Origin of the sequence: Paenibacillus sp. FSL L8-0435 (assembly GCF_037965655.1) — a bacterium.
GTDB lineage: Bacteria > Bacillota > Bacilli > Paenibacillales > Paenibacillaceae > Paenibacillus.
In genome coordinates, this window is record NZ_CP150185.1 from 4,969,809 (window position 1) to 4,992,523 (window position 22,715).

Here is a 22,715-nt window from a genome sequence, read left to right on the forward strand (position 1 = left end):
TACACGTACAAGATTTTAATTCCCAGTATAACATATCTGACTTGGTTCGGAACATACGTTTGCCACTATCCGGTAAAAACGGAGATCATCTCCGTTAACACAGCCAAACAGCAAAAAGCCCGCAGCTATCACACTGTGGACTTTTTGCCAAAAGTATCATTTATTTAAACTTCACTTTATCTCACGAGAAATTAAAAAAAGTGAAACGAGACTCTTCTAATTCTTTTTACTGCGCACTTCGAAAATAGCAAATTTCAGGTAATGTCCTTCATCCACGCCCAAAATTTGCGGGTGGTCCTTACCTGCTGCCTTCCAGTCAATTAGACGCAGCACTTTGCCTGCATCTTCGGCTGCATCGGCAATCGTATCCAGGAAAAGGTCAGGACGCATGTGATACGAACAGCTGGCTGTTACCAAATATCCGCCCTCATTGACCAGTTTCATTCCTTGCAGGTTGATATCCTTATATCCACGGCATGCACCTTTGACTGCTGATTTCGTTTTGGCAAATGCAGGAGGATCAAGGATGACCACATCAAATGTTTTACCGCCAGCTGCAAGCGCTTTGGATGTATCCACTTTCTGTTCGCCTGCACGTGCACGTGCGGTACGTTCATCCAGCCCTTTCACTTGTTCACGCAAGTACTGGAATGCATCAGCAACTACGAATTCGACCCGGTCGGTGAAACCGTTCAGCTCCACATTTGTTCGTGCACTCTCAATGGCATGTTCCGAAATATCTAGACAAGTCACTTTCTTGGCTCCATACTTGCAAGCATTCAACGTAAAGCTTCCCGTGTGTGAGAAACACTCCAGTACGGTGGCACCGTCCCAATAAGGGAATGTAACTACCTTACCGCTTTTATTCACAGGCAACATCTGCTGTGTGCCATCCTGCTCGGTCGTTTGTAGTGTGATTCCACTCTTGTAGCCCCAACCCTTCATGAGCGGTTCGATGGCTGCACGATTCTCGCGTTGGTCGAAGAAGTAACCTGTCTTCTGCCCTTCCACGATATCCACTTTAATGAGTAGTCCATTCTCTGTAACCGTGAGATGTCTTGGGCAATCTCCGTACAGTGGACCTTTGGTCTGCTCCAAACCTTCCAGTTCACGAATCGAGACATCACTGCGCTCATATATGCCTTCCGGCTGCATTACTTCAATGAGTGCCTGTACGATGGCTTCACGGCAACGATCCATGCCAAGTGTAAGCAACTGTACAACGAGGATGCTGCCGAATCGGTCAACGATCAAGCCTGGCAGAAAATCAGCTTCGCCGTAAACGAGACGGTATGCCTCTCCATCCTGGATAAAACGTTCACGGTGACGCAAGCAATCGCGGAAACGCGCTGCAAAAAACGCGGTGTCCATCTGTTCGGACTCCAGCGGTTGATACGCTACAACTCTTACAGTGATCTGAGATGCGGGATTGTAATATCCTGTCGCCAGATAGCGACCTTGATGATTCAATACATTGACCAGATCTCCCGGTTCCGGGTTTCCGTCAACAGAGGCAATTTCATTGTTAAATATCCATGGATGTGCATGTTCAAGCCGCTTTTTGCGACTGCGTTCGAGTGTAACTGATGGCAAGGTAGATCCACTTCTTTCATAGTTAGTTGAAAACTAGGTTTGGTGCAAAGGAGACGCTACGGCGACGAATTGTTCCTCTGATCGCTGTTATCCCCAGATTTTTTTGATTCCCTTTCTTAAAGGGAAAACCCGGGGATAAAGGCGAGCGCTTCGCTTCTTCGGCAACAATTTCGTCTTCTTCGCTACGTTTGCACGAATCATCGTATCTTTCGAATTGGGGTGGGGTAGTTTAGGTAACTTCCCTCTGAATTCCTTTAGGCTTGTCATGGTTGTCTTTTCTTACTCATAGGATGAGTTAAGGAACCCGGACGGAAGGAATGATATTTCTATGTTTAGAGATGTGATACTGCCCCTACTCTATGGGCTTATTATCTTTTTTGGTGGCATGAAGTTGATGGAAACCGCCTTGCAGCGCATGGCAGGGCCCATGTTGGCAGGTTGGCTCAATCGCGCCACCTCTGCTCCTTGGAAAGGCATGGCCTTCAGTGCGGGCGCAACAGCCCTGTTACAGAGCAGTACTGCGGTCACCGTACTCACCATTGGACTGGCTAATGCCAGATTAATTACCTATGGACGCACACTCGGCATCATCCTCGGCACCAACATCGGGACATGCCTGACAACGGAGCTGGTGGGACTGCAGATCGGACGTGCTTCCCTGCCGCTACTCATCCTGTCTCTAACGGGCTGGGCCATGTTTGTTGTTCTTGGTGAACGCAATCTGGCCGCTCCTGAACGCACGCGCCAGACTCTGTTTAACATCCAGTACAGCTTCCTCGCAGCTGCGGGATTTGCACTTGTTATGACAGGCATTCAAGTGATGCAATCCATTGCCTTACCCTTGCGGAGCATGGGCGTATTTCAATGGTTTCTCGACCGCTCGGCCGACAGCTTGTGGTGGGGCTTTCTGGCAGGTGCCTGTCTGACAGCGCTCATTCACAGCAGCGCAGCTGTCATTAGCATGGCGATTACGCTCGCTGCCACAGGGGTATTGCCTGTGGAGATCGGCATCGCCATTGTGATCGGGTCCAATGTCGGGACCTGCATCACCGCTGTGATTGCTGCCGCGGGTGGAGCATCCGCAGGCAAATTTGTCGCAGCCTCCCATGTTGTATTAAACATTGCGGGAGCGCTGCTGTTTATGCCGCTGATCGGCCAGCTGCATGCAGCTTCGGCCTGGCTGTCAGCGGATAACGGGGCACAGATTGCGCATGCCCAGACCCTTTTTAACATCACCAGTTCACTTCTTGCTTTGCCATTCTGTTACTTGCCAATCTGGCACAAAAAACCACCGGTTCACGCCCCCGCGGCGAAGTCACCCGTGGCTTGATGGTCTGCCTATGCAGACCCACAGAACTCGCGGCTAACTGACTCGAACTAGAACTATACCTCGTTATACGTTAAAGCCTAACTTGTTCAGGGCTACACGTAAGATATCATCGTTATTATCATATCCGCTCTGCTGCTGTAAGGACCATGCTTCTTCTGGAGCATACCAATCCACACCCTTGATTTCTTCAATCTGAGGCTGTAGATCACCACTCTCGGCTTCAACGAGATAATAATGAACTTCCTTGTCCACCGGGCCAAAATCTGCATGTTGGTACGTGTAAGCAATGATATCAACCGGCTCTACAATGCGACCCACCATACCTGTCTCTTCCAAAATCTCGCGCAGTGCCGTCTGTTCGATTGTTTCTCCATCTTCCATCTTGCCCTTGGCGAGAGTTGTTTTACCATAACGATCTACGATAAGCTGAATTTGAAGACGTCCGTCTTCCCCTGTTCTATAAACAACTCCGCCTGCTGAAATTTCTTTTTTGTTCATCGTGCTCTCCCCCATCAACTTCGATATCTTTATCTTATTTTTTGCAAAAGAAGGACCTCATCTCCCCGGGTAAGCTCCCCAAGGAAATGAAATCCTTGTTTCTGACGCCTCGATCACATCGCGGCGGACTTAAGATTCTCTTCCAACACACGTACCAGCGTAGCCTGACTCTCGTTGACGCCGGCTTCAACCACTTTGACTCGGCACACTTTACCGACCATATCCATCGTTCCGTCAAAGACCAGTTGAATGTAGTTGTCGCTATAACCGTGCAGCTTGCCACTTCCCTCGCGGCCTTTGGCTTCACCTTCGGGAATAACATCCAGTACCTGTCCGACAAACTGCCCAGCGTACTCCAGTTGCATCTGCTCAGACAAGTCAATCAGTTCATGCACACGTGCATTTTTGACCTCTTCGTCCACCTGATCTTCCATCCGTGCTGCTGGTGTACCCGTACGCTTGGAATAAGGGAATACGTGCATTTCGGAAAAACCGATCTTCCGCATCAACTCATAGCCATTACGGTACATCTCATCCGTCTCACCTGGAAATCCAACAATAATGTCTGTTGTAATCGCTACATCCGGCATTGCTTCCCGAATGCGAAGCATCTTGTTGTAAAACTCTTCTGTCGTATATTTGCGGCGCATGCGTTTCAATACCGTATCATCACCCGCTTGCAGCGGAATATGGAAGTGGCGAACGAGTTTGTCCGAACGTTTGATCACGTCGAGCATACGGTCGTCAATCTGACTGGCTTCAATCGAGCTGATTCGAATACGCTCCAGCCCCTCTACCTTGTCCAGGTCCCACAGCAGATCGGTGAGATCATAATTCTCCATGTCATCACCATACCCACCTGTATGAATACCGGTCAGAACAATCTCCTTGTATCCGGCGTGTACGAGCTGATGCGCCTGTTGAATAATGCTATTCGCCTCACGGCTGCGTGAGAGACCACGAGACCACGGAATGATGCAGAATGTGCAAAAGTTATTGCATCCATCCTGAATTTTCAGGAATGCTCGGGTACGATCAGCAAAATCAGGTACATCCATCTCTTCAAACACACGGGTTTTCATAATATTACGCACCGCATTAACCGGTTGACGGGACTCCTGAATTTCATTAACATATGGCAAAATCTTGTCACGGTCCTGTGTACCGATAACCAGATCCACCCCTGGGATGTCCAGAATCTCTGCCGGAGAAGTCTGCGCGTAGCAGCCTGTAACGGCCACAATCGCCTCCGGGTTGCGCCGAATGGCACGCCGAATAATTTGACGGCTCTTTTTGTCGCCGGTATTGGTTACTGTACAAGTATTAATCAAGTATACATCCGCTGTCTGTTCATCAAAGTCCACTTGATCGTAACCTTCATTTTTGAACAATTGCCAAATCGCCTCTGTATCATAGAAATTAACTTTGCAGCCTAAGGTGTAAAACGCCACGGATGGCATAATTACATTCCTCCCATTTCTCCGGATTCATATAGCACGCAAGTTAGTGCTGCCATTCCAGCTGTCTCAGCACGCAAAATGCGTTTGCCCAGTCCAACAGATACAGCACCTGCCTGATCAGCCTCTGCCGTCTCCTTCTCAGAAAATCCACCTTCCGGTCCAACCACGATCAAAACTTCTGCACTTGCATCAGGTGCAAGCTTCTCTATAAACGGCTTCAGTGCATCTCTCAGCTGTTTACCATTTTCTTTCTCATAACAATAACATACCAGGCTATAGCCCTCAAAAGAAGATAACAGCCCTTTCCAGGAAAGCGGCTGCTCAACGGATGGAATACGATTCCGGTGACTCTGTTCTGCAGCTTCCTTGGCAATTTTCCGCCACCGCTCCAACCGTTTGCCTTCTTTCTTGGCATCATATTGCACAATCGTACGCTCTGATAGGAAGGGTACAAATGATACCGCCCCAATCTCAGTACACCTCTGGATGACTGTTTCCATCTTGTCGCCCTTGGGCAAACTCTGTGCCACGGTTACACGAATCCGTGCTTCACGGTCCATAGCCAAAGACTCTACAATATTTGCAGTAACTTGGCCAACTTCAATGGTCTCAATTTCCACGAGTGCTTCTCTGGAGTTTCCGTCACTGACAATCAGTTTATCTCCAGGTTTACCACGCATAACCTTGCCGATATGGCGTGCATCATCACCTGTGATGATCACAGCGTGTTCATTAAACTGTTCTGCAGATACAAAATATCGCTGCATTAGTCAATCCACCCATTCTGTCCTGTTATGACTGGAATTCACCCCGCCTAATGACAAGCGTGAATCCAATCGCCACAGATGATCATACAACTTTTACGTGTTTCTGACCAGTATATCAGCCCAAAACACGAAGTGCTTTTAGCGATATAATTCAATAACCAGCTTTGCCAGATCCACATACATCGTTTGCGCAAACTCATACAAAGGTTGAATCGTCACATTTTGCAACGGAGGTATAACAAGAATCAACAGGAAGATAAAAATGGACCATTGCTCCACACCTTGCAGCTTGCGGCTGATTGAAGGTGGCACTACATCTTCCAGAATTCGATAACCATCCAGCGGGGGCAACGGAATCAAGTTAAACAGGAACAGGAAAAAGTTGGTTAAGTTAAAGATAGCAAAGAACGTTGTGATGGCTGTCAGCAACCGCTCATTATCGATGCCGCCGAGCGCTCCCGAACCAACCAGTGAAGCATAGATGATTGTACCGATGATCGCCAGCAACAGATTGCTCAGAGGCCCTGCTGCGGATACGATGATGCCCATCAATCTAGGTTTGTCGAAGTTAGCCCGATTAACCGGAACTGGACGTGCCCAACCAAAGCCGGCAATAATGAGCAGCAGCACACCAAACAAGTCAAAGTGTACAACCGGATTCAGCGTGACCCGACCCAACAGCTTGGCTGTCGGATCACCGAATTTGTTGGCAAAATACGCATGCGAGAATTCATGCACCGTAAATGCGATCAGGATGGTCAGCAGGAAAAACGGAAGCTGATCGATCGGATAACGAAAGAACGAATTCCAAAAGTCCATACGTTACCCCTTTCTGGCTACAAACGCCAGCCAATCCTCATCACGGTGGATCGCACTCACTTCAAACCCGGAGGATACCAGCGCATCATGTACAACCTGCTCTTTGTTCTTCCAAATGCCGGATACAATATAGGTACCACCAGACTCAAGCGCATGATAGACATCGTCTACGAACAACAAAATGATCTCAGCCAGAATGTTCGCCACGACAACCTTAACTGGCAGTTGCACACCTAGCGCAGGGTCCTGACTCCCGAGGACGGACAACAGATCACTCTCTTTAACCGTAATTTGTTGCTCCAGCCCATTCAGTTCCACATTCTCTCTGGCACTGATTACCGCAACTGGATCAAGATCGAGCGCCAGTACATGTTTTGCTCCAAGTTTTATTGCTCCTATAGCCAAAATACCAGAACCTGTACCTACGTCAATGACTTCCTCGCCGCCCTGAATAACCGTTTCCAGTGTGCGCAAGCAGAGGGAGGTCGTTGGATGTGTTCCTGTACCAAAGGCCATGCCTGGATCAAGCTCAATAATTTTCTCATCCGGACTTTCTGGTGTATACTCTTCCCACGTTGGTTTAATCGTCAGACGTTCCGATACACGTACCGGCTTGAAATATTGCTTCCAGGCTGTTGCCCAGTCATTTTCATCCACTGTACGCGTCTCATAACGAACTTCACCTGTATCAATTCCGAATTCGGGGAGTTCCTCAATTCTCGGATTAACTTCGGACTGCAATGCAACCATATCGGTACCTTCGGAGAAGTACCCTTTGATGACCGCAAAGCCTTCCGGAATATCATTCAAAGGAACGTCGTATAACTCCCCATATGTTGTGTCCCGTTTTTTATTTAAAGTACCGGACTCTTCAATCGAAACCCCTCCAGCACCCGCTTCATGTAAAAAATTCGAAATCATCTCCACAGCTTCTTCTGTGGTATGTATTGTTAGTTCATGCCATAACATACTTGGTTTTTCCTCCTCATTTTTCAAACATCCCAACTATTGTACTACACAAGCTAGCCGGAGCACAAAGCCGCACCAGTAAAAGAAAAACAAAACAGGATATCCGCAGCCTGACTGCTCGAATATCCTGTCATCTATTCATACATATCTGTTTCATTTACTTCAGCATTTTGTATAATTCGAATCTCACTTAGCAAAAACGCCCACCATTCTGTGTGATCATCTCTGCAGCTTGCGGGAGCGAATCGTTGGATACGGACACGGTCAGCAAAATTTCTTGTTTCAGCCTGTTTGCCGAGTCCTCTTTGGGTGAATCATACACCTGACCATTGGACAACATTTCCGTTTCATCACTAATCAGGGCAAGTACATTCAGTTCGCCACTAAACCCTCCGACAACGGCCGTAGGAGAATTATCGAAGCTCTTAACATCGTTTGAGTCCAATGCAGACGCTTCATTGCCAAGGCTCTCAATACTCAATTGGTTCGGGTGCAACAATTCGAGGGCTCTGCGTGCAGACTCGGCCTCAGTCCAGCTTGTAAAAACAGCTTCGAGGGTCACTGCCGAGCGATCTTCAGTCATTAAGCTCCCGTCCCTGTCGTCGATCAGCCGCTTCACTGCGGCGTAGTGCTTCAACATCTTCATGATCCGCAGCTTCAGCGCTGAATTCCACGTCCTCATTTTTTGCGGATTGCATACGTTTCATCTTTTCCGTTTTCGTTAAAATCTTGCCTGGACGTTCATGTTCTGCCATTGTAATGCTCCTCCTTCAAATTAAAATGAACTAATATTTGTTACACCTGTAAGACTCCGATTGTAGTCCCATCCTCCGATCGCTGTTATCCCCAGATTTCTTAAACTCCCTCCTTAAAGGGAGAAATCCGGGGATAAAGGCGCACGCTTCGCTTCTTCAGATTGGTTCTACACTCTCCGTTAAAGTGTAATTATCTGTCCATCTTATATATATTTCTTAAAACTAGATCATTCCACCGGCTTGTTCGATAATAGACATAGCGCGGTGATGTACCGATTCATCTACGATGACCGTTAGTAATACATCTCTTCCTGTAGGGCCACCCTGTCCACCATCACTCATGCCGCTTGCAGAAGGGTCCGCCGCCGCCATGATTCCAGCACTGGCATTTGTTTGCATCGAATCGGGCACCCATGATGAAAAACTACCGGAAACGCCCGGCTTGTAGGAAGCCCCACTTGGTCCTACACCCGCATAACGGCTGAATCGATTAATTGACAGGTCCTCCACTCGCAATGCCTCCAGTTTTTTGGCTGCCCCTTGAGCCTGCTCCGGGCTGTGAAAGTACGCCAAAATATTTTTCTCGGTCATCCGCTTCACCTGCTTCCCTAATTTCTCGCATATCAGCTATGCATATCATTCTCGCCATGCTATCTTTCCGCAAGTTCGCTCAGAATATACCGAAATGCTCCCACAAATTACTGTCGTTCTTTGTAGCATAGATCCATGAATTTTGCCAAAATCACTGAAACACAAAAAAGGCGTACAAAAAAAGGACACCCTACGGTAAAAACCGCTGTGGTGTCCTTTTGGGCTTGCTTTATTTATTCTCAGTCGCCGCGGAAGGCGCGTTTCACTCTGTCAAAGAAAGATTGTTCATGCTCATGTGTTTGCTCTCCATCCAGCGCAGCAATTTGGCGAAGCAGATCTTTCTGCTCGTCATTCAGCTTACTAGGTGTAACCACAACCACTTTCACATGTTGATCTCCTTGCCCCATACCGCGCAGGCGTGGTACGCCTTTGCCTTTGAGTCGGAAATACGTTCCCGTTTGTGTACCAGCTGGTACTTTCAATTTCACTTTCTCGGTCAGCGTCGGGATTTCAACTTCATCTCCCAGAGCTGCCTGAGCAAAGGTAAGTGGAATTTCGCAATAAATATCGTCACCTTCACGCTCGAAGAAATCATGTGATTTCACGCGAATGACAATATACAGATCCCCCGCTGGTCCGCCACGCAGGCCGCCCTCGCCCTCACCTGTCATACGCAGTTGCGCACCATCATCTACACCCGCTGGAATGCGGACATGGATTTTGCGTTGCTTGCGGACTTTACCGCTACCACTACACGTTGTACATTTTTCTTTGATAATTTGGCCCGAACCGCTACAGTTCGAACATGCACGACGATTAACCATACGACCAAACGGTGTATTTTGCACGACTTCCTGCTGACCGCTACCTTGGCAGACCGAGCAGGTTTCCGGTTTCGTTCCAGGTTTGGCACCTGAGCCATGACAGGTATCACAGCCTTCGGTACGCGGAATCGTAATATCCGTTTCTTTACCGAATACAGCTTCCTTGAACTCAATCGTCATCGTGTACTGCAGATCATTCCCCCGTTGCGGAGCATTTGGATCACGTCGTCCACCGCCACCGCCGCCAAAGAACATGTCGAAGATGTCGCCAAATCCGCCGCCGCCAAAATCACCGCCACCACCGAATCCACCTTGATTCGGATCGACATGACCATATTGATCATATTGTGCACGCTTCTGACCGTCACTCACTACGTCGTAAGCTTCTTTAACTTCTTTAAATTTAGCTTCCGCATCAGCAGCCTTGTTTACGTCAGGGTGATACTGACGGGCAAGCTTACGGTAAGCCTTTTTAATCTCATCGTCGTTAGCCGTTTTACTAACGCCAAGCACCTCATAATAATCACGCTTTTCAGCCACTCTTCCACCCCCATATCATTCACCTTATCGCACATCGTGACAAAAGGAAAGCCAAAGCGCGGGAGCCCCGGCTATGACTTTCCCTCTAATTCGAACGTCACCGATGTTTAATTCGCGTAGAACTACGAATTAGTTTTGTTTTTTATCTTCATCCACAACTTCGTAATCAGCGTCTACGACGTTATCACGTTTAGCGGAACCTTGTTGCTCTTCAGCACCTTGTGCTTCTTGCTCTTGCGCCTGAGCTTGCTCATACAGTTTCACGGACAGTTGTTGAACGATCTCTGTCAGCTCTTCTGTAGCTGCTTTAATGTCTTCCAGGTTGTCGGAAGCCAGAACGCCTTGCAATTTTTCTTTGGCAGCATTTGCTTTTTCAACTTCGCCAGCATCTGCTTTTTCGCCAAGATCTTTGATCGTTTTGTCAACAGAGTAGATCAATTGATCTGCACTGTTTTTCGCTTCAACGAGTTCTCTACGTTTTTTATCTTCTTCAGCGTGCAACTCAGCATCTTTCATCATTTGCTCAACTTCAGCATCGCTCAAACCGCTGGAAGAAGTGATTGTGATTTTTTGAGTTTTGTTAGTACCTTTATCTGTTGCAGATACGTTAACGATACCGTTGGCATCAATATCGAAGCTAACTTCGATCTGTGGAACGCCACGTGGAGCTGGTGGAATATCACCCAACATGAAACGTCCAAGCGATTTGTTACCTGCTGCCATCTCACGCTCACCTTGCAGAACATGAATCTCAACGCTTGGTTGATTGTCTGCATATGTGGAGAATACTTGAGATTTGCTTGTAGGGATCGTTGTGTTACGCTCGATCATTTTTGTGAATACGCCACCCGCAGTTTCGATACCCAGGGACAATGGAGTTACGTCAAGCAATACAACGTCTTTCACATCACCTGTCAGTACGCCCGCTTGTACAGCAGCACCCAAAGCTACAACTTCATCGGGGTTAACGCCTTTGTGTGGATCTTTACCCGTCAGTTTTTTGATTGCTTCTTGTACTGCAGGAATACGTGTGGAACCACCAACCAATACGATCTTGTCGATATCGTTAGCTGTCATACCCGCATCACTCAATGCACGACGAGTTGGTTCAAGCGTACGCTCAACCAGACCTGCAGAGATTTCTTCAAATTTCGCACGGCTCAGGTTCAACTCCAAATGCTGTGGAACGCCATCAGCAACCGTGATGAACGGCAAGGAGATTGTTGTAGTCAATACACCGGAAAGTTCTTTTTTCGCTTTTTCCGCTGCATCTTTCAAACGTTGAACAGCTGCTTTATCTTTACTCAAGTCAATGCCTTGATCTTTTTTGAATTCACTTACGAGATAATCAATGATTACTTGGTCGAAGTCATCCCCGCCCAATTTATTGTCCCCGCTAGTTGCTTTAACTTCGAAGAAGCCGTCACCCAGTTCAAGAATGGATACGTCGAACGTACCGCCACCCAGGTCATATACGAGAATCGTTTGGTCTTCGGATTTCTCCATACCGTATGCCAAAGCTGCTGCTGTAGGCTCGTTGACGATACGCAGAACTTCCAAACCTGCAATTTTACCCGCATCTTTAGTCGCTTGACGCTGACTGTCATTGAAGTAAGCTGGTACAGTGATAACAGCTTGAGTTACCGTTTGACCCAGATAAGCTTCAGCATCAGTTTTCAATTTTTGCAGGATGATTGCAGAGATCTCTTGTGCAGAGTAGTCTTTGCCATCAATTGTTTCCTTGTGGGAAGTACCCATGTGACGTTTGATCGACATGATGGTACGATCCGGATTGGTGATCGCTTGACGTTTTGCAGTTTCACCAACAACGCGCTCTCCATCTTTTTTGAAACCAACTACGGATGGAGTTGTACGTGCGCCCTCCGGATTTGGAATTACGACAGCCTCGCCGCCTTCCATTACTGCTACGCATGAGTTTGTTGTTCCTAAGTCAATACCAATTACTTTGCTCATCCGAAAATTTCCTCCCTCAACAAATTAAAATGAATGGGTCTGATCTGACCCTTATTTAGATGTTCATGTTGCTAATCGTGCTCTATGTGTACAAACCTTTATATTAAACTTCGCCCACATTGTTCAACTATGGAGCCGACTCATTCCTTCCTATAAGGAATTATGAGCTGACTTTAACCATAGCTGGACGAAGCACTTTATCTTTCAGCATGTAGCCTTTTTGGACTTCCTCAACAACGATACCTTCTTCGTACTCGTCGCTCTCCACTTGCATAATTGCTTGGTGGAATTCAGGATTGAACGGTTGTCCTACCGATTCCATTGCCGTCAGGCCTTCGTTATTCATTACGGTTTCCAATTGACGGAAAATCATTTGGATGCCCTTGGAGAAAGATTCGACCTCTGCTCCTTCCGGTACAGTAGCCATGGCGCGCTCGAAGTTATCAATAACCGGTACCAGTTCGGTGACCAGCTTCATCGAAGCGTATTTAGCCAATTCTTCTTTTTCCTTCTGAGTACGACGACGGAAGTTATCAAAATCAGCCTGTGCACGGACATAACGCTGCTGTTGCTCCTCAGCTTCTGCCTTCAGACGTGCAAGCTCATCCTGCTCCTGATCAGCCATCTCTTCAGCTTGTGCTTCTGCAGCGCCAGCTTCATTAATAGGCTCCTGCTCAGTTGCTGTTACCTCTTGTTCTTCTGTAAATGATTGCTCCTCTTTCAAGATGTTCACCTCCTTATACGAATGAAATGGTTCATTCCCGAATCTTATTTGAAACGATGTGTTAGCATCGCCGTCAAGTCACGGGATAGTGTATTTAGAATATGAATGACACGTGCATAATCCATCCGCGTGGGTCCTAGAATACCGATCGAACCCAAAGCCTCACCGTCCAAGGAATAGGAGGCTGTAATCAGGCTGCAGTTGGCAAAGGCTTCATGATCATTCTCAGTGCCGATTCGCACTTGAATACCAGATCCACCCGGCACGGGCATCATCAATTTCATGAGTGTTGGTGTCTCTTCCAGCAGGTCAAGAATATCTTTTACCTTTTCGATATCTTTAAACTCCGGTTGAGTCAACATATTGGTGGCACCACTGAGGAACAGACGATTATCATGTTCGTTGTCAAAGGCACTGTTCAGCACCTGCATAACTTCCTCGTAACGTGTAATATGCCGTTCCATCTCTTGCCCAAGTTCAGTATAGAGACGGGATTTCAATTTGTAAATTGGCACACCAACCAGCTTGGTGTTCAACAGTCGAACCACTTTCTCCATCTCGGCTACCGAGATTTCTGGAGGAATCTGGACCGTCTTGTTCTCCACCTGACCGGTATTGGTCACAATGATTGCCACAGCTTCACTTTCGTTCAGCGGAAGCAATTGGAAGTGACGAAGGGACGTATGGAATACTTCCGGTCCAAGCAGGATCGAAGTATAATTCGTCATATGTGACAAAATATTGGATGCATGTTGAATAACTTGTTCCATGACATTGAGCTTTTCGGCGAAGAACGACTTCAGATCGTCCAATTCCTGAGGCTCCACCTGATTCCAGGGAACCAAATGATCGACGTAATATCGATAGCCTTTATGAGAAGGAATGCGTCCTGCCGATGTATGCGGCTGTTCCAGGAAACCCATATCTTCAAGGTCCGCCATTTCATTACGGATCGTCGCCGGACTATATCCAACATCTCCCCTTTTGGAAATGCTCCGGGACCCTACGGGCTCAGCTGAACGGATATAGTCATCCACTATAGCGTTCAGAATCATTCGTTGACGCTCAGTTAACATGGTGAGTATTCCCTCCTTCTGACTGTACTGTCCCATGTCGTTAGCACTCCAGTTAGATGAGTGCTAAGCGGTAATACAAAAATACCAAACTGACGTGAACATTGTCAAGTGAGTTTGATGAGTGGGCTCATCTATTTATAGTATAGACCAATGTCGACAAGTCCTAACAACTTTATTGAACATACTTTGAAGTAAAAAAGGACTGCATGTAGGGCAGAGGCTGACTCGGCTCGATCCATGCAGTCCATTTAGTTGTTAGGCTGAAACGTTAAGCTCTTTTAATACAGCGATCTCATCACAACAATCCTGCTTGCTGCAATGAACACAGTCGGTCCATACTTTCTCAGGGAAAATCTCTTTTTCCACTACGGCAAAGCCATTTTTGAGGAAGAAGGATACTTCATATGTCAACGCCATAACCTTAGGAATCTGTTGTTTCTCCGCTTCTTCTACCAGTCGGTCCAGCAATCGGGAGCCAATACCGAGCCCTTTGTGCCCTTCCGAGATACCGAGTGATCTGACTTCCACCAAATCGTTCCCCAGACGACAAAGCGATCCGCAACCCACCACTTCACCATCAACTTCGGCTACAACAAAGTGCTCCAGCTGTCGGTGCAGTATTTCCCGTGATCGCGGAAGCATGATCCCACGCTCTGCATAGCCCTTAATCATTTCATACAGTGGTTCAACATCTTCCGGCACGGCTTTTCTGCATATTACCGACATCCTGCTCTCCTCCTATTACCAAGCTTTCCAGAGGAAAGCTGACTTCGTAGTTGTTAAATTAACACGCTCTGTAAAATCAATATGAATAAATATACAACAGAGCGTATAGAATTTCAAGCTATGAATTCAGCGATATGGACCCGATAAACTCCGCAAAAACGTCATTTCCGAACAGGATGCCCTGCTCGCTCAGTCGGAAGCCGTCTGCCGTCCGCTCAAGCAACCCTGCGTTCAACATTTTGCCCAAAGGCTTCGCAAACACTTCTTCCATGGACTCTCCGAACTGTTCGCTAAAGCGTGAGGCCGAAGCTCCCTCCAACATTCGCAGTCCAACCATCAGATAATCTTCCATGGCTTCCGGGCGAGCAATCTCAAAATGATCCAGACGAGGCAGCCCTGCTCGTGAAGCTTCAACATAAGGATTTATACCTTTAATATTCATATGCCGTTCGCGGCCCACATATCCATGTGCACCTGCACCCAGACCATAGTAGTCCTCATTACGCCAGTAGGTAATATTGTGACGACTCTCAAAGCCCGGCTTGGCAAAGTTACTGATCTCGTATTGTCCATAACCTGCTTCTTTCATACGTCTCATTAATAGAAGATACATCTCCAACTCATCATCTTCATGAGGAAGTGGTAACTGGTTCTTTTGATACAGTGTATGGAAAAGTGTATTCTCTTCCACTTTCAGGCTGTAGATGGAGTAATGCGGCAGATCCAGTTCCAGCGCTTTGTCGATACTCTCATTCAACATCTCTACGGTCTGGTTCGGCAACCCAAACATCAGGTCAATGGACAGGTTATTCAAGCCTGCTTTACGAGCATTCTCCAAACTGCGATATACATCATCCGTATTATGAATACGGCCAATACCAGTCAGCAGATCATTCTGAAACGCCTGCACGCCAAAGCTGACACGGTTGACGCCGCCTTCTTTCATCGCAGCGAGTTTCTCCGCATCCGTTGTTCCCGGGTTGGCTTCCATCGAGAATTCAATATCGTCCGCCCAATTTGGGAAATACGTCTTCACGGAACGAAGAAATACCGCCATCTCATCCGGTTTCAGAGCTGTTGGCGTACCCCCACCTACAAATATGGTCTTGATCTCACCCGGTGGATTGGCCTTAACTGTATGTTCCATCTCCCGTTCCAGCGCTTCTAGATATTGCATCACGGGCTGATCTTTCAGAACGTAGGAGTTAAAGTCGCAATAAAAACATTTATTCGTACAAAAGGGAATGTGAAGATACACCGCTTGGGGCGCACCTGTCTTCCGGCTGTGTGCTGCCAATGTCATGGCAAGTCCCCCTCTATTTGAAAAAAGGAAAGCCATCCGGCTTCCCTTTCAGCTTAGTTATTTAATATTCTGTGTTGTACCCACGTTTGCAAGCAAACGTCCTACAATTCAATTTCGATACACACATTATGTGATGTACCCGAAATTGAATTCTCCTTAATCTAATTTGAATACACACATTCTGTGTTGTACCTCAAAATAGATTGTTTAATCATCAATTTTCAGTACCGCCATGAATGCCTCTTGTGGCACCTCAACGTTACCAACCTGCTTCATCCGCTTCTTACCTTCCTTCTGCTTCTCAAGCAGTTTCCGTTTCCGCGAGATGTCACCACCATAACACTTGGCAAGTACGTTTTTACGCATTGCTTTTACCGTTTCACGAGCAACGACTTTGGTACCTACAGATGCCTGGATTGGCACCTCGAACATTTGCCGTGGAATCAGCTCGCGCAGTTTCTCACAGACAATGCGTCCGCGGTTATAGGCACGGTCACGGTGAACGATGAAGGACAGAGCATCCACCTGTTCGCCATTGAGTACAATATCCATTTTCGCCAGATTGGACTGACGGTAACCGGACAACTCATAATCCAGGGATGCATATCCTTTGGTACCGGATTTCAACTGGTCGAAGAAGTCATATACAATCTCGGACAGCGGAATCTCATAGGTAATGGTAACCCGGGTTGTGTCCAGATATTCCATATTTACATATTCACCGCGTTTTGTCTGACACAGCTCCATAATGGTACCTACATAATCATTCGGTACGATAATATCTGCCTTGACGTATGGTTCCTCGACGTAATCAATCCGGCCCACCTCAGGATAGTTGGATGGGTTGTCGATTTTCATCACTTCACCATTGGTTAAGGTGACGTGATAGATTACACTTGGTGCCGTTGTGATCAACGGAATGTTAAACTCCCGCTCGATCCGCTCCTGGATAACGTCCATGTGAAGCAGTCCAAGGAATCCGCAACGGAATCCAAAACCGAGTGCACTGGATGTCTCCGGTTCAAAGCTCAGAGACGCATCGTTCAACTGCAATTTCTCCAACGCTTCACGCAGATCAACATAGTCCGATGTTTCGATCGGATAGAGACCACAATACACCATTGGGTTAATTTTACGATAACCCGGCAAAGGTTCCGGTGTTGGATTTTTGGCATCCGTTACCGTATCCCCGACTTGTGTATCGCCAACATGCCGGATACCTGCAACGATAAATCCAACATCCCCGACGTTCAGCTCGTCCACGATGGTCATACGAGGTTTGAACGCTCCAACTTCAATGACTTCAAATGATTTACCTGTTGCCATCATTTTGATTTTGGAACCGGATTTGATTTTGCCGTCAACAACACGCACATATACGATTACACCTTTGTACGGGTCATAGTGCGAGTCAAAAATCAGCGCTTTCAAAGGCTGCTCAGGATCACCAGTCGGTGCCGGAACACTTTTCACCACTTGCTCCAAAATTTCTTTGATTCCGATTCCTGATTTGGCCGAAGCCAAAACCGCATTACTTGTGTCCAAACCAATAACATCTTCCACTTCCTGCTTCACCCGTTCAGGATCTGCGCTCGGAAGGTCAATTTTGTTGATAACCGGTAAAATCTCAAGGTTGTTATCCAATGCCAGATACACGTTGGCAAGTGTTTGGGCTTCAATTCCCTGAGCCGCATCCACAACCAGCAGAGCACCTTCACATGCAGCAAGACTGCGTGATACTTCATACGTGAAGTCTACGTGTCCCGGTGTATCAATCAGATTCAATAAATACTCTTCACCATCATCCGCTTTGTAAGTCAAGGCTACTGCTTGTAGCTTGATTGTTATTCCACGTTCACGTTCAAGGTCCATCTTATCCAGAACTTGTTCCTGCATTTCACGTGAAGTGAGCGCACCTGTGTGCTCCAAGATCCGGTCCGCAAGTGTTGATTTGCCGTGATCTATATGTGCAATAATAGAAAAGTTACGAATTTTACGTTGTCTTGCCCGAATGTCAGTCATTCCTTACCCCCAGAAACAGCCTAGTGTCAATCACTTCATTATAACAGTTGAAGCACAGTGCATCAATCCCGTGATGTCTCAACTTTATAATAAAGTGTCATCATGCACTCCCGGAGGTTATATTGTACCTTAAAATTATGGTATTTTATTCAGCGACGCCGCTAAAAAGAGAGACCACCCACTTGATTCCACTGTGTGAGAGATTTTGCAATAGTCCAGCCGTTTTGTCTGCCAACACATCAACCGGAGCCTTATTTTGATCTGCCCCAAGCACTTGGCTTGGTGACTGAACAGGTACAAATGGTGGTTCTTTAATTTCCTTTTGGACAGGAGCAGTCGGAACAGATTCGGTCACCGATGAAGTTGGCTCAGTTGTCACAACGGTTGACGTGCCTCCTGAGGGATTGCCCATATGAAAGTTGCTGCCAGCCAGCTGCATTCCAAACAGAACACCCAGCAACATTAATACAGCGATGGATAACAGTCTTTTACCGAATCTGGACATGTGCATTGCCTCCTGTCACTCTCTACTATTTTTCCTTCTAACATATATGGTTTCTACCCACCCTGCGACGAGGTTTCCACACTGGCTTTGTCCACCTTCTGATCTTCCCAATACACTTGAGAAATCATGTCTGCGAGAATCTTTGATGTCCGTTGGAGCTCAGCTCCTGTATTGTCGATACCACCAATCTCAATCAAAATGCTGTTAGGTGAAAGGGTTTGGTTATACTCTCCATTGTTGGCTCCTCCGCCATCCTTGCCCCACACACCACGGGATACCCCAGGATACTTGGCTTCCAGTTTCTTATGAATTTTCGCTGCAAAGGCTTCATTCTGCCGCCAATTTGGATTTTCATGTCCAATAATGAAATATACTTTGGCGTAGCCCAAGTCATTAATAGTTGTTGTTGTTTTGCCATGACGCTGTGAATCGCGATGAATGTCTATGAGATACGTCAGATCATCATTTTGGGCGAGTGCCGCTTTTACTGTTTGACGGGAGTATTTATAGGAATAGTTCCAGTTATAGTCCTTTACTTTGGTGGGGTAATCATCCTTGGCGTGTTCTACGCCGATTCCCAGCTTCTCCAGACTGTCTGAGAGGTAGGTTCCCACTTGAAACACATTACCTGTTGATTTGCCTGATGATGGATTATCACTTTTCGTACCAAGCAGTGGATTATAGCCTTCCCGTGGATGGGAATGATAGATAAGAATTGACTTTTTGCCTGTTGTCGGTGAGCCTGAATTGTCTTTTTCGCCATTCTTCGCTGGGGGATCTTCTTTACCTTCTCCATCTCCAGGCTCAGTCGACTCAGGTGGATCCGTATTGTCCTGGCCTGGTGGAACATGCAGCTCACTACCGGGTTTTCCTCCACCTGCGGAAGCAGTATCCGTAAGACCGGGTCCGGGCTGATAATCTTCGGGAGCCTCGGCTTTTTCGTTACCAGATCCAGGACGGAGCAGAACAGGTTGGTTGGAACCCATGCCCGGCATTTCTCTCGCAATCAGGCTCTTCGGATCTTGTGGATTTACATTCGTTAGTAATTGGAAAACAAAAGAGGTGAGATTCTCACCGGATATGGCAGAGGTCTGTTCCTTCTGGGTGAGATGAGGCATCTCCATACCGAGCATATCGACGAAAAAGCGGCTTGATACGGCACTTGCAAATCCTTTCATGGAAGAAACGGGTGAATTATTCAAGCGTTTCTCTGCCATGCCCCCCAGACCCAGTACGACAAAAAACAAGGCAGATATGATCATAAGCAACAACAACGTACGGCCCATGGCCAGCACGTGCAGACATCTTTTTCTCCATTTCCCAATATTCCAGGCCAATATCTTGTTCATTCTGCTGTCTCCTTCCCTGCTGGACAACTCTTATACTTCAACTCTATGAGCCGGCCCAATTTGATAGAACAGGAAAATGAAAGATTCCAGAAACAAAAAAAAAAGAAAGTCCGATAGATTCGGACCTTCTTCTCAGCAGTTTTAAGTTTTAATGTGTATAAGCGGCTACGTTATCTGGATTCACGGCATCATGGAGCGCGGCGTTAAGTCCTGAAGCGATAACATTGGCAATTCCCTCAATAAACTCATCGATTTCCTTTGGGGTAACAATGAGGTCATGACCCAGTGGCTCCAGTACCTCTTTCACCAGACTCAAGCGATCTTGTTCACCGATGTCGTCCAGCATACCCATGATCTGTTTGGTCTGATCCGTTTCCTGGCGAAAGTGTGAGCGCATCATCTCAATAACATTATTCACAATGGTGGACGCATAACATACGGTTGGTACTCCGATGGCGATGCAAGGCACACCTAATATCTCACGAGTCAGGCCACGCCGTTTGTTTCCAATACCGGAACCCGGGTGAATACCAATGTCCGCGACCTGAATCGTTGTATTTACACGTTCCAAGGAACGGGAGGCCAGCGCATCAATCGCAATAATCGCATCTGGCTTCGTCCGGTCTACAATCCCCTGTACGATGTCACTGGATTCAATGCCTGTTGTACCTAACACGCCGGGAGCAATCGCGCTGACTTCCCGATACCCTGGCGCAACCTGATCTGGCACCAATTCGAAATACTGACGGGTTACCATCAGATTTTCCACAACAAGTGGTCCGAGTGAATCCGGGGTGACATTTAAGTTGCCCAGGCCAACAATCAAGACCTTGGATGTTTTGTTGATTCCGGCCTTAACCATAAAATCTTCCATTTCACGTGTGAACTCGGCAGCAACTCGCTCCTGTAACTCGGTATCACCATTCCGTAGTGAAGGTACTTCCAAGGTGACATAGTGACCTTTCACCCGTCCAATGGCTTTGGCTGCTTCATCATTCAGGACATCAATACGTGTAATCGTAATACCCTCTTTTTTCTCCACATCTTCCCGTAGTCCGGGAATCGTCTGTTTCTGTTCACCTTGAGCCATTTCCTTGGAGTCGATTGCCAAATCGGTACGAACTGTATAGTTTTGCAAATCCAGTGTCATTCTGTCCCTGCCTCCCTTACCGCATTTGAGCATATTGTGTGGGAAAAAGAGTTTCTTTATACAGCATGTCGAACATCGTAGGAATATCTGTTGCATTTTACATGCTAGCGTGATAGAATATTTTAAGTTGTGAAACGTTTGTATTCATGCAAATGCCTTACAGGAGGTGAATGTAATGCCAAACATCAAATCCGCTGTTAAACGCGTAAAAACGAGCGACAAGCGCCGCGCACTCAACGCTTCCCAGAAGTCTGCACTCCGTACAGCTGTTAAAGCTGCTGATGCTGCTCTGGTAAGTAACGAAGTTGATACTGCAAAAGCTGCGATTCAAGCTGCTTCCAAAAAGCTGGACAAGGCTGTAACTAAAGGTCTGGTTCATAAAAATGCTGCAGCACGCAAAAAGTCTCGCTTGGCGAAAAAACTGAACGCTCTTTCCGCACAAGCGTAAGAAGCGTTACTTATACGATCCAATGGAAAAATCCTGAACAGCATAGGCTTTCAGGATTTTTTAGTATCTGATTCGATAAGTATAAGACACAAACAAAAGCGACCTTTATTCCGATGATTTAACCATCATGGAGCAAAGGTCGCTTTGTTTGTTATTCACACTAGTAATCTATTACGTTTACGTATTCATTCACGCACCAAGTCTCAATAAGAACAGCTCCAGACCAAGCACTTTATCCACCGCTCCTGTTTTCATCTGGTAATCCAATTCGCTGAGGTGACTCAGAATCATTCTTAGACGTTCCGGCTGAAATTTACGGGCTTGCTCACCCGCAATCTTAACAGCATACGGATGCAGCCCAAGCTGACTGGCAATCTGCTGCTGGGAGTAACTTTGTTGGCCCAACTCTTTCACCTGGATCATGATCCGAAACTGGCGTGCGATTAATGCCGCAATTTTAATCGGTTCTTCCCGCTGCTTCAGCAACTCATAGAAAAGAGCCAACGCTTTCTCCAGTCGCAAATTAGCGAGTTCTTCCACCAGCGAGAATACATTCTGCTCTGTACTACGGGCAACCAGTGACTCGATATCAGCACGCTTGATTGTCCCCCCATTACCCGCAAACAAACATAACTTGTCTACTTCAGCAGACAGGGTCTGAAGACCTGTTCCTGCGTAGCTGATCAACGTTTCCGCCGCTCCGGTCTCCAGGGAAACATCCCGCTGCTTCGCAAGTTTCACTATCCAACTCAACAGCTCATCTCCACTAAGTGGAGCAAAAGCAAGAACTACTGCCTGTTTCTTGACAGCCTTTACCATTTTCTTACGCTCATCCAGCTTATCCCCCTGGGCCAGGAAAACAATCGTACTATAATCTGCCGGATTCTCCATATATGTAAGCAGACGATCAACCTGATGTTCAATCTTGGATTCTTTACCTGCAGTGAACAGGCTCGCGTCCCTTACAATAATTAATTTGCGTGGAACCAGAAAAGGTACGGTCTCTGCTTCTTCAATAACGACCTCCACAGCCGTTTCAGACAAATCATATGGAATAATCGCAAAATCACGATGTTCTTCTTCAATAACCTGTTCTTTTAACATATCCGTAAATTGCTGTATCTGGTACTTCTCCGTTCCATACAGCACATATATCGGTGCCGTTTCTCCATTACGTATTGCCTTTGTTGCACTTTTTACATCCATTCACGGCGCCTCCCTATCCCTCTTATCCTACCAGAAAAAACGCAAGACAACAAAGGGACCTTACATCCAGTTATGGATGAAGGTCC

22 protein-coding genes are annotated in these 22,715 nt (G+C 46.9%); 2 read left to right on the top strand and 20 right to left on the bottom strand.

Annotated features, from left to right (window positions below; genetic code table 11):
- Positions 1-216: 216 nt before the first annotated feature.
- Positions 217-1,593 carry a class I SAM-dependent rRNA methyltransferase gene (locus NST33_RS22130; protein ID WP_221821974.1) on the bottom strand — a complete coding sequence of 459 codons (1,377 nt, stop codon included), beginning with the start codon at positions 1,591-1,593 and terminating at the stop codon, positions 217-219.
- Between the two features lie 328 nt (positions 1,594-1,921).
- On the opposite strand from NST33_RS22130, the gene NST33_RS22135 reads away from it, so the two are divergent.
- Complete coding sequence (locus NST33_RS22135; RefSeq protein ID WP_339305079.1) at positions 1,922-2,923, top strand: Na/Pi symporter; 1,002 nt, start codon at positions 1,922-1,924, stop codon at positions 2,921-2,923.
- 63 nt (positions 2,924-2,986) lie between these two features.
- Here NST33_RS22135 and NST33_RS22140 read toward each other — a convergent pair whose 3' ends face one another.
- From NST33_RS22140 to gpr, 18 genes are all read right to left on the bottom strand, one after another.
- On the bottom strand, positions 2,987-3,421 hold the full coding sequence (locus NST33_RS22140; protein ID WP_221821973.1) for an NUDIX domain-containing protein: 435 nt from the start codon (positions 3,419-3,421) through the stop codon (positions 2,987-2,989).
- A 113-nt stretch (positions 3,422-3,534) separates the two neighbouring features.
- Positions 3,535-4,881 carry a tRNA (N(6)-L-threonylcarbamoyladenosine(37)-C(2))-methylthiotransferase MtaB gene (gene mtaB, locus NST33_RS22145; protein WP_237174351.1) on the bottom strand — a complete coding sequence of 449 codons (1,347 nt, stop codon included), beginning with the start codon at positions 4,879-4,881 and terminating at the stop codon, positions 3,535-3,537.
- Between the two features lie 2 nt (positions 4,882-4,883).
- A complete protein-coding gene (locus NST33_RS22150) occupies positions 4,884-5,648 on the bottom strand; it encodes a 16S rRNA (uracil(1498)-N(3))-methyltransferase (RefSeq protein WP_221821969.1) in 765 nt (254 codons plus the stop codon).
- A gap of 138 nt (positions 5,649-5,786) precedes the next feature.
- Positions 5,787-6,467 carry a site-2 protease family protein gene (locus tag NST33_RS22155; RefSeq protein WP_074095894.1) on the bottom strand — a complete coding sequence of 227 codons (681 nt, stop codon included), beginning with the start codon at positions 6,465-6,467 and terminating at the stop codon, positions 5,787-5,789.
- Between the two features lie 3 nt (positions 6,468-6,470).
- The gene (gene prmA / locus NST33_RS22160) at positions 6,471-7,436 is read right to left on the bottom strand and encodes a 50S ribosomal protein L11 methyltransferase (RefSeq protein ID WP_221821968.1); all 966 of its coding nucleotides are present in this window, start codon (positions 7,434-7,436) and stop codon (positions 6,471-6,473) included.
- 190 nt (positions 7,437-7,626) lie between these two features.
- Positions 7,627-8,019, bottom strand: coding sequence for a hypothetical protein (locus NST33_RS22165; RefSeq protein ID WP_221821967.1), 393 nt, complete (start codon positions 8,017-8,019; stop codon positions 7,627-7,629).
- Positions 8,012-8,191: a YfhD family protein gene (locus NST33_RS22170; protein WP_339178079.1), complete on the bottom strand. Its 180-nt coding sequence runs from the start codon at positions 8,189-8,191 to the stop codon at positions 8,012-8,014. The genes NST33_RS22165 and NST33_RS22170 overlap by 8 nt, the downstream gene beginning before the upstream one ends.
- A gap of 222 nt (positions 8,192-8,413) precedes the next feature.
- Positions 8,414-8,782, bottom strand: a complete 369-nt coding sequence (locus NST33_RS22175) for a hypothetical protein (protein ID WP_017687219.1) — start codon at positions 8,780-8,782, stop codon at positions 8,414-8,416.
- 239 nt (positions 8,783-9,021) lie between these two features.
- The gene (gene dnaJ, locus NST33_RS22180; RefSeq protein ID WP_062835521.1) at positions 9,022-10,146 is read right to left on the bottom strand and encodes a molecular chaperone DnaJ; all 1,125 of its coding nucleotides are present in this window, start codon (positions 10,144-10,146) and stop codon (positions 9,022-9,024) included.
- Positions 10,147-10,275: 129 nt separating this feature from the next.
- Positions 10,276-12,120 (bottom strand): molecular chaperone DnaK, encoded by a 1,845-nt coding sequence (gene dnaK / locus NST33_RS22185; RefSeq protein ID WP_221821964.1) that lies wholly within the window; start codon positions 12,118-12,120, stop codon positions 10,276-10,278.
- A gap of 160 nt (positions 12,121-12,280) precedes the next feature.
- Entirely contained in the window at positions 12,281-12,844 is a 564-nt protein-coding gene (grpE, locus tag NST33_RS22190; protein WP_221821963.1) for a nucleotide exchange factor GrpE, read from the bottom strand.
- Between the two features lie 44 nt (positions 12,845-12,888).
- Positions 12,889-13,920: a heat-inducible transcriptional repressor HrcA gene (hrcA, locus tag NST33_RS22195; RefSeq protein ID WP_076211670.1), complete on the bottom strand. Its 1,032-nt coding sequence runs from the start codon at positions 13,918-13,920 to the stop codon at positions 12,889-12,891.
- Positions 13,921-14,175: 255 nt separating this feature from the next.
- Positions 14,176-14,646, bottom strand: coding sequence for an N-acetyltransferase (locus NST33_RS22200; RefSeq protein ID WP_017687214.1), 471 nt, complete (start codon positions 14,644-14,646; stop codon positions 14,176-14,178).
- A gap of 118 nt (positions 14,647-14,764) precedes the next feature.
- Positions 14,765-15,949 (bottom strand): radical SAM family heme chaperone HemW, encoded by a 1,185-nt coding sequence (gene hemW / locus NST33_RS22205; RefSeq protein WP_036668565.1) that lies wholly within the window; start codon positions 15,947-15,949, stop codon positions 14,765-14,767.
- A 207-nt stretch (positions 15,950-16,156) separates the two neighbouring features.
- Entirely contained in the window at positions 16,157-17,971 is a 1,815-nt protein-coding gene (gene lepA / locus NST33_RS22210; RefSeq protein ID WP_215076479.1) for a translation elongation factor 4, read from the bottom strand.
- Between the two features lie 145 nt (positions 17,972-18,116).
- Positions 18,117-18,476: a hypothetical protein gene (locus NST33_RS22215; protein WP_076211674.1), complete on the bottom strand. Its 360-nt coding sequence runs from the start codon at positions 18,474-18,476 to the stop codon at positions 18,117-18,119.
- 53 nt (positions 18,477-18,529) lie between these two features.
- Positions 18,530-19,825: a stage II sporulation protein P gene (locus tag NST33_RS22220; RefSeq protein ID WP_339305087.1), complete on the bottom strand. Its 1,296-nt coding sequence runs from the start codon at positions 19,823-19,825 to the stop codon at positions 18,530-18,532.
- Between the two features lie 148 nt (positions 19,826-19,973).
- Entirely contained in the window at positions 19,974-20,975 is a 1,002-nt protein-coding gene (gene gpr / locus NST33_RS22225) for a GPR endopeptidase (protein WP_339305089.1), read from the bottom strand.
- Positions 20,976-21,150: 175 nt separating this feature from the next.
- Between gpr and rpsT the strand changes: the two genes are divergently transcribed.
- Entirely contained in the window at positions 21,151-21,423 is a 273-nt protein-coding gene (rpsT, locus tag NST33_RS22230) for a 30S ribosomal protein S20 (RefSeq protein ID WP_024628504.1), read from the top strand.
- 189 nt (positions 21,424-21,612) lie between these two features.
- Here the strand turns inward: rpsT and holA are convergent, their stop codons facing one another.
- A complete protein-coding gene (gene holA / locus NST33_RS22235) occupies positions 21,613-22,629 on the bottom strand; it encodes a DNA polymerase III subunit delta (RefSeq protein ID WP_339305091.1) in 1,017 nt (338 codons plus the stop codon).
- Positions 22,630-22,715 lie beyond the last annotated feature (86 nt).